The organism is Paenibacillus sp. MDMC362 (assembly GCF_003269305.1).
Lineage (GTDB): Bacteria > Bacillota > Bacilli > Paenibacillales > Paenibacillaceae > Paenibacillus_AQ.
On the sequence record NZ_QLYT01000008.1, the window covers coordinates 276,326 to 291,168 of the forward strand.

Below are 14,843 nucleotides of genomic sequence, written 5' to 3' on the forward strand. Positions count from 1 at the left end.
GTCGCGCATGCCGCGTAAGCAGGCGCTGAATCATAAATCGAATTGCACCTATTTCACACCCTTCATGCTGTATCATGGGGCCCTCTGCGGTCATTCCATGAATCATGCATCAAGGGTGTTTTCTCTTTGATCCAAAACCTTCCATATTGATCGGCTTGTATAGGGGTTTGCCCAAGTCACTCAGCCGGCTCCTGAATACACTGATACAAAGTGGAGGTGAGCCTATGATGAACAATCTTCCGTCCACCGTAACCATCGTCCCGGTGCCGTTTGACCGGGGTGCTACCCGCCGCGGCGCAAGCCAGGGACCCAATGCGATTTTCGGAGCCGGCCTGAAGCGCAAGCTTGACGCCCTCGGAATATCCTATCAGGTTGATGAGCTTGCTGCATTCCCCGAACATAAGGATGGAACGCACATTCCTCAATTAAAACATCTGAAAGAAGTCCTAACGATTAACGAACAGCTCGCCGCTCATGTGTCCGCCCTGACAGAATCGGGTGTCTTCCCGCTTATCCTTGGCGGTGACCATAGCATTGCAATCGGCACCCTGGCCGGGCTTACCCGGCACTACAGAAGCCTGGGCGTCATCTGGATCGATGCCCACTCCGATCTCAATACACCCGATACAACCCCAAGCGGCAATATCCACGGCATGTCGCTGGCTGTCAGCTTGGGAAGAGGCGATGCGCGGCTAACATCGATCGGCGGCGCAAAATCAGCGATCAAGCCCGAACATGTGGTGCTCATTGGCGCGCGCTCCCTCGACCAGGGCGAACGGGATTTCATCCGCCGGGAAGGCATTACCTGCTTCACGATGCAGGATATCGACCGCATGGGCATGTTCCGCGTCATGAATGAAGCCATCCGCATCGTGTCAACGGGCACGGATGGCGTACACCTCTCCTTCGATATCGATAGTGTCGATCCGAAGATCGCGCCCGGAACGGGAACGCCGGTTCAAGGCGGACTCAGTTACCGGGAAGCGCATCTGGCCATGGAGATGCTGTCGGAATCCGGCATTCTGACCTCGGCCGAATTCGTGGAGAACAACCCGCTGCTGGACCGCGGACAGACAACCTCCCGGCTGCTTGTCGGCTTAATCGGCTCCATGCTGGGCGAAAGCATCTTGTGACGCGTCCACATGCTTGATGACGAGAGGCCTTTTGGCGCGGTATACAGTGGCATCCGCCGGTTAGGTTTCTTCAGACTCCCAAGGAGGTAACGCTATGGACCCTTCAAACCCGCACATCGAGAAAGCCGAAAAGTACGGTGCGAGAAACTACCATCCCCTCCCCATCGTCATTGCCGAAGCGGCAGGCATCCATGTGACGGATTCGGACGGCAAGCGGTATATCGACATGTTAAGCGCCTACTCGGCGCTGAACGCAGGACATTGTCATCCCCGAATTATCGGGGCTTTAAAGGAACAAGCAGATAAGGTGACTCTGACCTCGCGCGCATTCCATCATGACCAATTGGGCGAGTTTTACGAGAAGCTGTCTGCTATCACCCGCAAAGATATGGTCCTTCCCATGAATACGGGGGCCGAGGCTGTTGAAACGGCGCTCAAGGCAGCACGCCGCTATGCTTACCGGAAGAAAGGTTTACCGGCCAATCAGGCCGAAATAATCGTCTGCGAAGGAAATTTTCACGGACGCACGATCACCATCACCTCCTTCTCCTCATTCAGCGAATATCGGGAAGGCTTCGGCCCGTTCACGCCGGGCTTCAAAGTCATCCCCTACGGCGACCTGGAAGCGCTGAAGCAGGCGATTTCACCGAATACGGCCGCTTTTCTTGTAGAGCCGATTCAGGGAGAATCCGGTATCGTCATCCCTCCTGACGGATACCTGAGCGGCGCAATGGAGCTGTGTAAGCATCATCGTATCCTACTGCTCGCGGACGAAATCCAGACCGGCTTCGGCAGGACGGGAAAACGGTTTGCCTGCGACTGGGAGGATGTCGTGCCGGATATGTACATTCTCGGAAAAGCGCTTGGCGGCGGCGTCTTTCCCGTTTCGGCCGTGGCGGCGGATGCCGATATCCTCGGTGTATTCGAGCCGGGATCCCACGGCTCTACCTTCGGCGGGAATCCCCTCGGCTGCGCGGTGGCCATTGCCTCCATGGATGTATTCCTGGAGGAAAAGCTGGAAGGGAACTCCAAGGAGCTCGGCGAATATTTCCTTCAACAGCTTCGAACCATCCTGCACCCCGATATCAAGGAAGTGCGCGGCAGAGGCCTATTTATCGGCATGGAACTTAAAGTCCCAGCCAGAACCTACTGCGAGAAATTAAAGGATCTCGGCTTGCTCTGCAAAGAAACCCACGAATCCATTATCCGCTTCGCCCCTCCGCTCATCATCACCAAAGCGGAACTGGACCAGGCGGTCGGGATCGTAAGGCAGGCGTTTGCATGACGAATCGATACCGATGGCATGTGCACAAAAAAACAGTTTGTTCACCCCTGACTCCAGCATGAGGGTGCAACAAATGTTTTTCCGGTTCTTCTCTATTCCAAGCCCTGCAGCTTATCCTGACACTGCGAGCCGCCGCGCAATGTTGATCGTGCGGCTCTGAGCACCGTCAGGTAACCGACTTCTGTTTCATTCTTCTTGTTACTAACAGCAGCTGGGATACAACGGCAAGCACAGGCAGTTCGATCAGCGGTCCGATGACCAAGGCAAGGGCAATCACCGGCTGGTCCGGAAAGGCAGTCACGGCGATCGCGAGGGCTACCGGGGAATTCCGGGCAATGATCGTTAAATGGAGGCTGACCGAATCCTCATAGGTGAAACGCAGCATGCTGCCCACCGCACTGCCCAGCATATAATTCATCGTGAAATAAATCAGGATCGGAACAATGAGGATATATACCATGTCCATATTATTCAATAAGTATGACCCTTGAGACGCAAACATCGCAACAATGGCAAGACTCAGAAAGACAATCTGGGCCCTGCCGAAGAACGGCATCACCTTGTGCTCCAGCACCTCTTTCCTGGTTCTCAGAATGAAACGGGTGAGATGCGCAAGCGTGAACGGAACGACGAGCACAAGCAGCACGCTTTCGATCAGCGTTGACATCGAAATCGTTTCGATCGTACCGGAGAACAAGAGCAAATACAGCGGAAGCAGCAGCACCTGTAGGATCAGGTTTATAGGAAGCACCGAAGCTCCCAAGGGTACGTTTCCCTTGGCAATCGAGGTAAAGACCAAATACCAGTCTGTACAGGGGGTCACCATCAGCATGATGAATCCGATCCAAAGCGCCGGGTGGTCCGACAGAAAGACAGCACCGAGTCCCCAGGCTAGCAGCGGCGTCCATATAAAATTAATGAGCGTGCTCGCTCCCAAAAACCTGATGTTCTTAAACGCCTCTCGCAGCTGCCGCAGCGGTATCGTCAAGAACAATCCATATAACATCAGCAGCAAAAAAGGAACGATCGTGTATTCCGCATACTCTGCGGCGAACGGCAGCTGTCCCGCTGCCAGACCAATCGCCACCGCGCCCATAATGATCAAGGTTTGAAATTTCTCTATAAGTCCCATCCCGCACTCCTTACCGTTTCGAATTATGAACAAACTAAAGAAATATCATCTAATGGTATCATACCGTATTTCCAGTATAATGGATTGTATAACATTGGATTTAGCATCAGGTAAGAAACGCATCCCGGTATCCTTCTCCGCTCATTTCAACGGATGAGGGGCAACGATTCTTAGCCTTGTTTTGTCAGGGTTGATGATAACTTTTACAAGGAGGTTCGACCATGAGAATAGCCATTTGCGGAGGCACCGGTTTCATTGGAGAGGCATTGTGCACGCGTTGGCAGCAGGGCGGGCATGACATGATCATCGTCACAAGATCGAAGCCGGACAATCCCCAACCCAGCAGGCCTATATCCTATCTGACCTGGGATGAGATGAAGTCCCATCCCGAGCGGTTTGAGGGTCTGGATGCCCTCGTTAACCTTGCAGGCTCTTCCCTGAGTCAGCGCTGGACGCAGGAAGGCAAGCAGAGAATCCTTCAGTCTAGACAACGAACCGTCTCCTCCGTAGCCGAGCTAATGGACCGCCTGGCGTTTAAACCTCCGGTGGTCATTCAGGCTTCGGCGATGGCCATTTACGGCACATCCGAGTTTGAAACCTTTGATGAGGAAAGCCCTGCCACGATTATGGATTTCCCGTCCAAGGTTGTGCAGGAATGGGAGCAAGCGGCCGACCGAATCCCGGTTGACCGGTTAATCAAGCTGCGCATCAGTGTTGTTCTGGGCGATAAAGGGGGAGCCCTTCCCAAAATGCTGCTGCCCTATAAACTAGGCGTTGGCGGTAAGATCGGCAGCGGCAAGCAATGGCTCTCCTGGATACATATCGACGATATCGTGGATTTGATCGATTATTGCATCCGGCACGAGGGCATATCCGGAGCCGTGAATGCGGCTTCCCCGCATGCGGTCACGAACGATGAATTCGGCAGGAGCATCGCCAAGGTCTATCGCCGTCCGCATTGGCTCCCCCTGCCTGCATTCATGCTCCAATCCATCCTGGGCGAAATGTCGCTCATTCTGCTAAAAGGCCAGCGTATCCTTCCGGCCAAGGCACTGCGACACGGCTTCCAGTTTCGATATCCGGAAGTGACGGACGCTCTGAAGCAGATCAAAGAAAGCTGAGCTGTACGGCCATATGCATAAAAAAACAATCGCTCTCATGATATAGAGAACGATTGTTTTCTTTTTTTCATAAAACTTCTATTGTACGGGGACCAGCTCGCTTTCCGTCACCCACTTATGATTCTTGACTTCTTCGCCGGTTGTCGTCGTGAAGTCCACCATATAGACCGTCGTTTGTTCGGCGGAATCGATAACGGCAGTGGCTCCCTTCATGCCCTCCATATGATCCGCATTCACGACAGCTTCCGTTCCGGGTTCCAAGGGCTCCTTCCCGGCATCCTTCAGCTCCTCATGAATCACCCATTTATGATCCTTCACTTCGGGTCCGCCGCTCGTCGGCGTATACGATATCGTGTACACCGTCGTATCGTACGCCCCGACAATCGTTGCCTTTGCCCCCTTCATTCCGGGCATGTGATCGGATTCAATGATCGCTTGGGTCTGGGCCGCATAGGTCGGATTCTCTGCCGCCTTCAACCCTTCCGGGATCTCGCCCGAGCCGGAATGGTTCATGCTGCCATGATCCATGCCATCCATGTTCCCGGTGGCTTCCGTGTTTTCCTTATTATCGGGGTTTGCGCTCTTCGTATTGCCGCAGGCACCCAGTATGAGGATGAGGGATGCCAACGCAACCAGAATAAGCGGCTTCCATCGTTTCTTGGCTGACATATGATGAACTCCTCTCTTATATTGAATGTTCATAGCATAGCAGCTACTTATGAAGAACTTGTGTAGCTGTCTATGCATGACATCACTTACCCATTTTTTCAATAAAACCTATCTGTGATATAAAATAGAGAGTGACTAGAAGTCCCATTTTGTCCTATATTCTTAGCAGAGATATATGCCAATTCCGAGAAGGAGCACCCTCTCCCATGCAAATCGATGACGAAACTTTCATCCCGTTATTCAAACGGGCCAATTCCATATTAAACCGAACCCTGAACTCCATTGAACAGCAGGAACTGAGCGTCCGGATCCACTACTGGGGATTTATGCCGCGCCACTACGACAATACGGAGCATAAGCATTCTTTTTTTGAAGCTTGTTACGTGTTGACAGGCTGCGGCTCGTATATCGAAAACGAGACAGAGTTCCATCTTCATCCGGGCACCCTGTTCCTCTCAAGGCCGGGCATCCAGCACCAAATTAAGAGCAGGGAGGGCTTGGCCTTATGTTATGTTGCCTTTGAACTGGATGAATCAGCAAACAGCGATCTCCATACGGCTGCTTTCCGAAGGTTAGCCATCCAAGGCATTCCGGTGCTTCAGGAAGATGCCGGGCAAGCGTCCGGACTCTTGTGGCTTTCGCTGTTATCGATGTTTCGGTCGGGCTCTGGCGGTAAGCAGCACCCGCCGCATATGCTGAACAGCTTGGCAGCTTCACTCTTATTATCGATTCTGGCTGCCCACGGTCCCGGTTTCTACCAAGAACCTTCCGATCTTGGAGCACGCGAAGAAGGATCTTCGATGTTTCATCAGGCCGAATTGTTTATCCAGGATAATCTGGGCGAGCCGCTCTCGCTGGAGCGGGTGGCTGGCCATCTTCACGTTACGACCCGTCATTTGACCCGGCTGTTCCGTAAATACGGACATCAATCCTTTGTTCATTATGTGCAGGAGCAGCGCGTGCAGCAAGCGAAACACCTGCTTCTGAATACAGACCGGCAGATCAAAGAAATTGCCGTCTCCTGCGGATTTGAGTCCGTGCACTACTTCACCCGGGTGTTTACGTCCAAACTCGGCGTAACCCCGGCCCGCTTCCGGCGTTCCCAGTTTTCGGAAGGCCGTTACGACTCCGAGCTTTAATGGCTAGAAACGTCGATGTCCTGATCGTACAAAAACACTTCCTCTTTTTATAAAGACGGATCCGCCCATGCCTTCTACAATGAAGTCGTAACCGACATTCCGGAAGGGAGGATCCATTTATCCATGAAACCTGCAACGACCTTTCAATCACACCCGATCAACCACTTGGACTTTGGCAGCGAACCCCAATTTATGAAAAATGGGACCGACGCATGGTGCTCGTTTATCCTGTCGATCTATAAACAAAAAAATTCCCAGCATGAAGCACAGGAAAAACGCAGTATCTTCATTACGCTTGACGGAACACACGGCGCCGATTTCGATAAACTGCTGGCCAAGCTTCAGCAAGCTTGTGAGCAAGAAGGCATCGCCTTCGTATGCGATTCCACGTCCCATTACGTCAAACCCGAAGCCGAGCTCCGGGCCGAGATGGCTCCTTATCTGACGGATAACCGGGCATTCGGCTACAAAGCAACCGATGTCCGCCCCATTCAATATTTTCAACAGGACGCACGGCCAGCCTTGAATAAAATTGCGCTTGAATTTGACGCGATGCGCGGCATATACGTACTGCACGGACCCGGCGCTTCGCTGCTTCAAGGCCGGACCCCGGACCTTCGTTTCTACGCCGATTACTCCCGCGAAAACCAGCAGCGGCGCCATGCCCAGCATATGGGCAGCTTCGGCTTGGGCAGCTCCTTCGACAAGGTTGAGACTTACAAGAATTGTTTATTTCTCGAATGGCCCGTCTGGGAGACCTACCGTCGCGACTGGTTAGCCCATCATACCCATCATGCCCAACACTCCGACAACCAAGCGTATTACATGGACTTAAATCGTCCGGAAGAGCCGGTGTGGCTGCCGGCTGCCGCCTTGGCAAACGTACTGCGCAAAGCAAGTCGGCAGCCGTTTCGGGTCAAGCCGTTTTTTGCCCCGGGAATATGGGGCGGTCAATATCTTAAGAAATTATGCGGTCTTCCCGACGAATGGCCCAACTGCGCCTGGAGCTTTGAGCCTATCGCTCCCGAGAACACGCTTCTGCTGTGCGTGCAGGATATCACCTTCGAGGTTCCGTTCACATTGCTCATGGAGGCAGCGGCTCAAGAGATTATGGGAAGGCGTAATGTCCGGCTATTCGGCGACTACTTCCCGATCCGGTTTGATTATCTGGATACGATGCAGGGCGGCGAGCTGTCGCTTCAGGTGCATCCGCTGCAGGAATATGCAGAGTCGCAGTTCAATGAGCATATGACGCAGCAAGAATCGTACTACATCATGCGCAATGCCCCGGGAGCCAAGGTGTATCTCGGGTTAAAGGAAGGAATAAGCGGCGAACGGCTGCTTGCAGCAGTGGAAGACGCCCAGCTTCGGGAAGAGCCGCTTGAGCTCTCCGACTACGTTAACGAGTACGCCTCGAAAACAGGGAATCTCTACCTCATTCCACCGGGCACGGTCCACTGCTCCGGCAGGGATAATCTGGTGCTGGAAATCTCTTCGACCACCTGGTGGTTCACGTTCAAGATCTACGATTATCTGCGCCGGGACGCGGATGGCAAACCGCGCCCGATGAACCCTGAGCATGCGCGCCGCAATATCAATGACGCCATGAATACGCCTGCGGTAGAAAGCGGGCTAATCGCCCGGCCAACCGTCGTAAGCCGTCAAGGGGGCAGCTCGGAGGAGCTGCTGGGTCAACGGGAGGATCTTCTGTTCCAGGTCAGCAGGCTGAATCTGCAGGAAACATGGAAAGCAGACACCCAAGGAGAATTCGTCATGTACAATCTCGTGGAGGGCGAACGCGTCCGTCTCGTGCCGGCAGGGGACGAGAGTGCGGCCGTTGAATGGGGCTATGCGGAATCTTACATCGTTCCGGCATGTTTAGGCGAATACCGTCTGGAGAATCTGTCCGGGTCTCCCTGCGCATTGATTGCAGCCAGGGTCAATCCCGATTGGGATACTCCGCTGCTTCCGCCTTTCCGGCCAACAGAAAGCGGGGAATATGCATGAACCGCAAGGATAGCGCCGATCCAGAAAGCGTGCCCTCCCCTGCCCCCATCACCATCGCGCTTGATGCCGGCGGCACCGCTTTGAAGGGAGCGCTCATCGTGAACGGGCTGCCAATCCCCGGCTCGTTCATAACCCGGCCTTCGAAATCGCAAGGAGCCGCGGCGGATACGATTGCCAGCTTCGCCCAAGCCTGTCACGATCTGATCCACTATCACGCTTCGGCCTTCCGGCCGTTGGATTATCATGATTCAATCCGGATCGGCTTTGCATTTCCGGGGCCCTTCGATTACGCAAAAGGCATTGCGCTCCTTCAGGGCCTAGGCAAATATGACGCTCTGTTCAAGCAGTCGGTACGGGATATGCTCCGTTTCGAATTTCAGAGCCTCAAATCATCATTCCCGGGCGTCACGATGAACCGTCTGACCGCCGCCGATATCCGGTTCGGCAATGATGCCTTCATGTTCGGCCTTGGGGCCTCCACTCGGTTCCCATCGGAACGTCTCCTATGTCTTACGCTCGGTACAGGTCTCGGCTCTGCCTTTGTGGAGAATGGTCAAATCGTAGCCGGCAGGCACGGTATCCCAAGCAGCGGAATGCTGTTTGCGGAGCCTTACCGGGATCATATCGTGGACAGCTATTTCGGGAAAAGGGGCATTCTGAACATGGCTTCGGAACGTGGTCTCCTGGCTGACGGGATCGATGTAGCCGATCTGGCTGAAGCAGCCAAACACGGTAATGCGCAAGCCAAGGCTTTATTCCGGGAATACGGCAGTAATCTGGGGAAAATGTTACGGCCTTATCTATCCGGGTTCCAACCGAGTCGCCTAGTGCTGGGCGGACAAATTTCGGGCAGCTTGCCCTTATGGGAAAGGGATTTCCAGCTGGCTTTGGGCAAGCATGCCGTTCCCGTTCACGCGCTCGCAGACGGGACGGCGGCTGTGTTTAACGGCATTGAGAAGCTATTCGAGGATACGGATCATCATGGATCCGCTCCTCATTTTAATCCATAGGAGGTCACTAATATATGAACCAATCCACCCAAGGCGGTCATCGACCCGCCCGTCCCTGGACGATCTATGTCATCCATCATTCCCACACGGATATCGGCTACACGGAACGACAAGAGAGAATCGAGCAGTACCATGTTGATTTTATCCGCCAGGCACTAGATATCACGGAAGCCGCACAACGCGGGGAGCGCCCGGAATGGGAATCGTTCCGCTGGACTTGCGAGACCTTCTGGGCCGTAGAGAAATTTCTCGAAGCCGCGACTCCGGCAGAAAAGGCAGCTTTTCAACAAGCGGTAAAGCGTGGCGACATCGAACTGTCCGGAACCTATCTCAATATGACCGAGCTCCCGGATTTCAACCTCCTTCTGCGGAATCACGGCAAGGCGCAAAGGTTCGCGGAGACCTTCGGACATCGGATCGACAGCGCCATGACCGCCGACATTAACGGATACAGCTGGGGGTATGCCGAAAGCTTGCTGCAAAATAACATCGAGCATCTGTTTTCCTGCATCCATACGCATCACGGCATGTATCCGCTGGGCCGCAAACAAACCCCGTTCTGGTGGGAAAGCCCGAATGGCGGCAGGCTGCTTGTCTGGAACGGCGAACATTATATGTTTGGCAACGAGCTCGGGTTCTGCCCTGATGCACTGGGCAAATATATCATCAAGGACGAGCTTCAGCATAACCAGATGGAGCCTGAGCAACGTCATAACGAGATCGCTGCTTTACGGATTAACCGATATTTGTGGAATCTCGAGCAAGAATCCTATCCGTATTCCTTCGTTCCGGTCATGGTCTCCGGCCTGGGCACGGACAATGCATCCCCTAATGCGGATATCGCGGAGTGGATTACGAAATGGAATGAACAATACGGCGACCAAATCACCATTAAGATGGCTACGCTGTCCGAATTTTTTGCGGCATTGAAACAGGAGGACCTGTCCGTGCTTCCGGTATACCGGGGGGATTGGCCGGACTGGTGGACGGATGGGGTCGCTTCAACAGCAATGCATACCCAGATTTACCGGGATGCCCAGCGCACGCTTCGCAAAGTCAAGCGGCTAGATCCGGTCCATGGTGCGGCAAGCCTGGCCGAGATCGAGGAAACGTCACAGGCGCTGACCATGTATGCCGAGCATACATGGGGCTATCATTCCTCCGTATATGAGCCATGGCATCCGCAGGTGCAAATGCTGGAGGTACGGAAGCAGGCCTATGCGGCGGAAGCCAGCAAGCTGGCTTACCGGGCGCTGGATAAAGCGCTCGTAGCCCGTCAGGGCGCGCTGCTCGCTCCCCATCGTCCCCTGCGCTACGAGGTGATCAATACGGAACCGGCCGCGGCGACGCTGCTGGTCGCCATTCCGGTGGATGGCTGGGAACACGTGATCCTGAAGAAAAAGTTCGAGCTCATCGACGAAACGACCGGGCAGGCGCTACCGTACCAATTGACACACACGGGGGCGCTTGTTACGCAGCTCTCGCTTGAACCGGATGAGTCCCGGATCTTTTATATCCATCCGCACGAAACACCGGATGCACTCTCCGCTTCCGGGAACATGGTGACTGCGCGCAACACCGAACCGATTGCGTGCGAAGGAATCGCCGACATCCAGACTCAGCCCACAACTCCTTATCCGATTGTGGTGGGCAAGCGTTCGATCGAATCCGAATCCTTCCGGATCGAATGGGAGATGAACGAAGGCATTACGGCCTGGATCGATAAGACGCGCTCGGCAGACCTGCTGGACGGCGCACGCGAGCACGCGCCTTTCACCCCCATCTATGAGGTAACCCCGGCACAGGATGAGCATAATCCGTCCGAAATATGCTCAACCCGCCGCCGCATGGGACGCAACCGGAAGGGCACGAACGTCCAGCGGGATACCGGACGCTTGACCCGAGTCACCGTGCTGGACAACGGACCGTTATTTGCCCTGGTCGAGCTGGTGTTCGACGTAAAGGGACTCAGCTACTATGCCCTCCACATCAAGATGTTTGCCAACCAGCCTCGGGTCGAGGTGTCCGTACGCTTCCACAAGGACAGCGTCTGGCTGCCGGAAAATGTCTATGTGGCTTTGCCGTTCTCCATGGGCACTGAAGCCGAGTTATACGTGGAAAAAGCCGGTTGTCATTTCCGGCCTTGGAAGGATCAAATTCCCGGAAGCTGCCTGGATTACACCAGCGTGCAGGAAGGAATATTCTGGCACTCGGCTATAGACCGGGAAGCGCTGGCCCTGTCCATGACGGACACGCCGCTCGTACAATTGGGAACGCTGGAGCACGAGCCTCGTCAGCTTCACACCATGCAGCCGGCGGACAGCCGTCCTTCCACGTATGCCTGGATATTGACCAACTACTGGGAAACGAACTTCAAAGCGACGCTTGGCGGTTTCTATGAGTTCCGTTATGCGGTAGAGCGGCATCACCAGCTGGACCCGGAGCAGGCTGCGAAGACTCTGCACGCTTCAACCGGACAATTCACGGTTCACCGAATTAAATAAGTCATGATGAAAAAACAGCTGCCCGGATTTCAAGGCAGCTGTTCTCATTATGAAAGGCAGGATGACCCTTAAGCGGTCTCTCTGTCCTTATTATTTTTTTCACCAAGACTACGTCCACGCCCACATGAATCCGTCGCGATCCCAAGCAATCCGTCCGCCATGCAGTTTGCGGAATGCCTTCTTCACGTCCTTGGACAGCGAGGCGTTTCCGTTTTCGTTCACGAAAACAAATTCTTCTCCGAAGTTCTCGCGTACATAGCGGATGGCCTCCGTCTGATACAAATTACCCGTAAACCGGATCTCCTCCACCATCCATTCGGCCACCTGCTGCGCTGTATATGTCATATTAACATCGTTCCCTTCTGTATACCTTCACTTATTATAACAGACTGGACGATAGAATCGTTTTTTATGAAAACGGCAGACTACATCAAAATGATGGACAGCAATAAAAACTGAACGGAGCCTACAATCTCGATGATTCCGACCTTCATCGGCTTCATTACTTTTCCGGAATATAATAACGTCTTAATGAACGGAAATAGGAATAGCAGACACATCCATGGATTCCCGAAGATGATCGGCAGAAACAACATCACAGCATGATACAATTTTGCGTATACGGTCCAGCGTCTGTTTTTTCGTTCACGGAAGACCGACTTGACAAAGAAGACGGTGCTCATAAAATAAAGGAAATTATACCCGATAACGGCGGCAAGGATCGAATCGAAACCACCGCCTCCCAGCATATAAGCAGCTGCGCCTCCGGTACAGAACAGCAGAATCGCGCAAATATCATTTAACAGCGCACGCTCCGATTTCTGAAGGACATGCCAAACATTCACCATGATCAGGATGAGTTGCACAGGCGCAAACCAGAGCATCATCGGTTTGAAGACAAGCACCGGAATGAGAAACGCAATAGCGATAAGGGCATAAACGCTTCCCCAGGATATCCATGCTTTACGTTGGGATGTTTTCTTTAAGGATTGCAGAAACGGATAGGATGCCATGTACAAACCTAACCACGCCATAAATAGCGGAAGGTGCAGAAAGACCGGCTTGGCTGCCGCCATTCCTAGGATATAGGGTACGCTGACCATGGCCCAGCCACCATGCTCCCGAGGTATGACAAACCTCGTCTTTTTCATGTGTCTCTCCCTCTCCAATCCATAGACTCATCCCCGTTACGATTCATATCTTCAGCCATTCGAACAACGGCCAGGCGGATGATAAGTAATATCGCTGAAGGTGCCCACATACTGAACGATGTCGCCCGATTCGTCCCTTACCGCGTTAATCGTTAGCAGCTCCAAGTACTCTTCCCCGTTCTTCCTGCGGTTCCAAATCTCCCCCTGCCAGCTTCCGTGTTCCATGATTTCAGACCACATCGCCTGATAAAACGCCGGTGTTTGTCTTCCGGATTTTAATACGCTCGGATTCTTGCCGAGTACTTCCTCCTCCGAATATCCCGTTAACTTCGTGAATGCCGGATTGACGGCATTGATCTTTCCGCTCCGATCCGTAACCAATATCCCCTGGCCGGTGGAGTTAAACACCTCGGATTGTACGGAGAGTTTGTCCTGATAGTACATCCATACGACAATAACGAAACTGGCCAGCGCAACCTGCGATAAAGCCATGAATCCAATGGAATACTGCCCCGTAGCCGAATGGATGAAGGAAAGCATCAGCGGCGGGAAGAATCCGCCAAGACCGCCCATCATGGACACGATACCGTTCACAATGCCGGCCTGCTTGTTGAAATAAAGGGGCACGAGTTTAAAAATAACCCCGTTTCCAAGCCCGGCACCCACGGCAATGGTTAAGCAGCCGGCCGTATACAAGCCAATGGACGGAGAGAATGCCAACAGGATGGCCGCAGCCGTGAGCCCTATGAATACGCCCATTAATAAGAACAGCGGTTTAAACTTATCTGCAAGCCAGCCGCCTACAGGACGTAATATAGTTGCTACCAAGATGAACCCTGCCGTCCGCATCCCGGCATCCACCTTCGCTAGCTCGAAATGGGTAACCAGAAAGTTCGGCAAGTACACCGTAAAGGCTACAAACGAACCGAACGTAATAAAATAAAAAAGAGAGAAGAACCACAATTTTTCGTTTTTATATACACCCTTGATCTGTTCCATGATCGGTGTTTTCACTTTGATTTCTTTACGGTCGCCTAAGATTACATTTAGCACGGCAAAGATTAGCAGCAGAACCAAATACAGCTGGACGGTTTTGGACCATCCGATCTGAGTCGCGATGACCGGTGCAGCAAACGTGGTAATGGCGGTGCCGATGTTGCCCATCCCGTATATCCCATTTACAAGTCCGAGCTTCTCTTTCGCATAATATTTAGGCAGTGAAGTCACGCCGACCGAGAACACGGCCCCCCCGATCCCCAGGAACAAGCCGCCGATGACCAAATGCGTAAAGGATGTAGCCGAGCTGATAAAATAGACCGGAAACAGCAGCAGGATAAAGCTGGCGATAAAAACAATTCGCGCTCCCACCACATTGGCGTAATAGCCGAGCGGAATCCGGAGGACCGAACCCAGCACCACCGGAATAGCCGTCAGAATAGCGAGGCGGTCGGCCGCAATGGAGATATCCTCGCGAATAAACGGCAAGAGTGCGGAGATGATGACCCATACCATAAAGCCAAGCACCAGATTCATTGTTTGCAGCGGAAGCTGCACCTTTTTGATCATTTCCATCACCTTTTCCAAAGCGTAATGAATGACATATTGATCCCCAGCTCCTATTGTACGTGCACCTATTCACAATGCTAATAGGGAAGTTCCCTGAATCTCTCCGGGGAACTTCCCTATTCCTTA

General features: G+C 53.2%; 12 protein-coding genes. 7 read left to right on the forward strand and 5 right to left on the reverse strand.

Features of this window, described 5'->3' with window-relative positions:
* Nucleotides 1-224: 224 nt before the first annotated feature.
* Both rocF and DP091_RS03570 read left to right on the forward strand, forming a co-directional pair.
* Entirely contained in the window at nt 225-1,133 is a 909-nt protein-coding gene (gene rocF, locus DP091_RS03565) for an arginase (RefSeq protein WP_181469715.1), read from the forward strand.
* A 94-nt stretch (nt 1,134-1,227) separates the two neighbouring features.
* Nucleotides 1,228-2,418, forward strand: coding sequence for an ornithine--oxo-acid transaminase (locus tag DP091_RS03570; protein WP_113057089.1), 1,191 nt, complete (start codon nt 1,228-1,230; stop codon nt 2,416-2,418).
* A 166-nt stretch (nt 2,419-2,584) separates the two neighbouring features.
* On the opposite strand, the gene DP091_RS03575 is transcribed toward DP091_RS03570, so the two are convergent.
* On the reverse strand, nt 2,585-3,550 hold the full coding sequence (locus DP091_RS03575) for an arsenic resistance protein (RefSeq protein WP_113057090.1): 966 nt from the start codon (nt 3,548-3,550) through the stop codon (nt 2,585-2,587).
* A 221-nt stretch (nt 3,551-3,771) separates the two neighbouring features.
* On the opposite strand from DP091_RS03575, the gene DP091_RS03580 reads away from it, so the two are divergent.
* A complete protein-coding gene (locus tag DP091_RS03580) occupies nt 3,772-4,671 on the forward strand; it encodes a TIGR01777 family oxidoreductase (RefSeq protein ID WP_113057091.1) in 900 nt (299 codons plus the stop codon).
* A gap of 78 nt (nt 4,672-4,749) precedes the next feature.
* Here the strand turns inward: DP091_RS03580 and DP091_RS03585 are convergent, their stop codons facing one another.
* The gene (locus DP091_RS03585) at nt 4,750-5,340 is read right to left on the reverse strand and encodes a YdhK family protein (RefSeq protein WP_113057092.1); all 591 of its coding nucleotides are present in this window, start codon (nt 5,338-5,340) and stop codon (nt 4,750-4,752) included.
* 206 nt (nt 5,341-5,546) lie between these two features.
* Between DP091_RS03585 and DP091_RS03590 the strand changes: the two genes are divergently transcribed.
* The 4 genes from DP091_RS03590 to DP091_RS03605 all read left to right on the forward strand — a co-directional run bounded on the left by DP091_RS03590 (nt 5,547) and on the right by DP091_RS03605 (nt 12,000).
* Nucleotides 5,547-6,479 carry an AraC family transcriptional regulator gene (locus tag DP091_RS03590; protein ID WP_113057093.1) on the forward strand — a complete coding sequence of 311 codons (933 nt, stop codon included), beginning with the start codon at nt 5,547-5,549 and terminating at the stop codon, nt 6,477-6,479.
* A gap of 123 nt (nt 6,480-6,602) precedes the next feature.
* Complete coding sequence (locus DP091_RS03595; RefSeq protein WP_113057094.1) at nt 6,603-8,486, forward strand: class I mannose-6-phosphate isomerase; 1,884 nt, start codon at nt 6,603-6,605, stop codon at nt 8,484-8,486.
* Nucleotides 8,483-9,496, forward strand: a complete 1,014-nt coding sequence (locus DP091_RS03600; protein WP_113057095.1) for an ROK family protein — start codon at nt 8,483-8,485, stop codon at nt 9,494-9,496. The genes DP091_RS03595 and DP091_RS03600 overlap by 4 nt, the downstream gene beginning before the upstream one ends.
* 14 nt (nt 9,497-9,510) lie before the next feature.
* Nucleotides 9,511-12,000: a glycoside hydrolase family 38 N-terminal domain-containing protein gene (locus DP091_RS03605; protein ID WP_113057096.1), complete on the forward strand. Its 2,490-nt coding sequence runs from the start codon at nt 9,511-9,513 to the stop codon at nt 11,998-12,000.
* A gap of 108 nt (nt 12,001-12,108) precedes the next feature.
* Here DP091_RS03605 and DP091_RS03610 read toward each other — a convergent pair whose 3' ends face one another.
* From DP091_RS03610 to DP091_RS03620, 3 genes are all read right to left on the reverse strand, one after another.
* A complete protein-coding gene (locus tag DP091_RS03610; RefSeq protein WP_041621962.1) occupies nt 12,109-12,345 on the reverse strand; it encodes a DUF6953 family protein in 237 nt (78 codons plus the stop codon).
* A gap of 80 nt (nt 12,346-12,425) precedes the next feature.
* Nucleotides 12,426-13,151: a YwiC-like family protein gene (locus DP091_RS03615; protein ID WP_113057097.1), complete on the reverse strand. Its 726-nt coding sequence runs from the start codon at nt 13,149-13,151 to the stop codon at nt 12,426-12,428.
* 51 nt (nt 13,152-13,202) lie between these two features.
* Complete coding sequence (locus tag DP091_RS03620; RefSeq protein ID WP_113057256.1) at nt 13,203-14,717, reverse strand: nitrate/nitrite transporter; 1,515 nt, start codon at nt 14,715-14,717, stop codon at nt 13,203-13,205.
* Nucleotides 14,718-14,843 lie beyond the last annotated feature (126 nt).

Coding starts and splice junctions, on each gene's coding strand:
- DP091_RS03610 (WP_041621962.1), bottom strand. CDS start 12,345: ATGACATATACAGCGCAGCAGGTGGCCGAATGGATGGTGGAGGAGATC.
- rocF (WP_181469715.1), top strand. CDS start 225: ATGATGAACAATCTTCCGTCCACCGTAACCATCGTCCCGGTGCCGTTT.
- DP091_RS03575 (WP_113057090.1), bottom strand. CDS start 3,550: ATGGGACTTATAGAGAAATTTCAAACCTTGATCATTATGGGCGCGGTG.
- DP091_RS03585 (WP_113057092.1), bottom strand. CDS start 5,340: ATGTCAGCCAAGAAACGATGGAAGCCGCTTATTCTGGTTGCGTTGGCA.
- DP091_RS03580 (WP_113057091.1), top strand. CDS start 3,772: ATGAGAATAGCCATTTGCGGAGGCACCGGTTTCATTGGAGAGGCATTG.
- DP091_RS03615 (WP_113057097.1), bottom strand. CDS start 13,151: ATGAAAAAGACGAGGTTTGTCATACCTCGGGAGCATGGTGGCTGGGCC.
- DP091_RS03605 (WP_113057096.1), top strand. CDS start 9,511: ATGAACCAATCCACCCAAGGCGGTCATCGACCCGCCCGTCCCTGGACG.
- DP091_RS03600 (WP_113057095.1), top strand. CDS start 8,483: ATGAACCGCAAGGATAGCGCCGATCCAGAAAGCGTGCCCTCCCCTGCC.
- DP091_RS03570 (WP_113057089.1), top strand. CDS start 1,228: ATGGACCCTTCAAACCCGCACATCGAGAAAGCCGAAAAGTACGGTGCG.
- DP091_RS03620 (WP_113057256.1), bottom strand. CDS start 14,717: ATGATCAAAAAGGTGCAGCTTCCGCTGCAAACAATGAATCTGGTGCTT.
- DP091_RS03590 (WP_113057093.1), top strand. CDS start 5,547: ATGCAAATCGATGACGAAACTTTCATCCCGTTATTCAAACGGGCCAAT.
- DP091_RS03595 (WP_113057094.1), top strand. CDS start 6,603: ATGAAACCTGCAACGACCTTTCAATCACACCCGATCAACCACTTGGAC.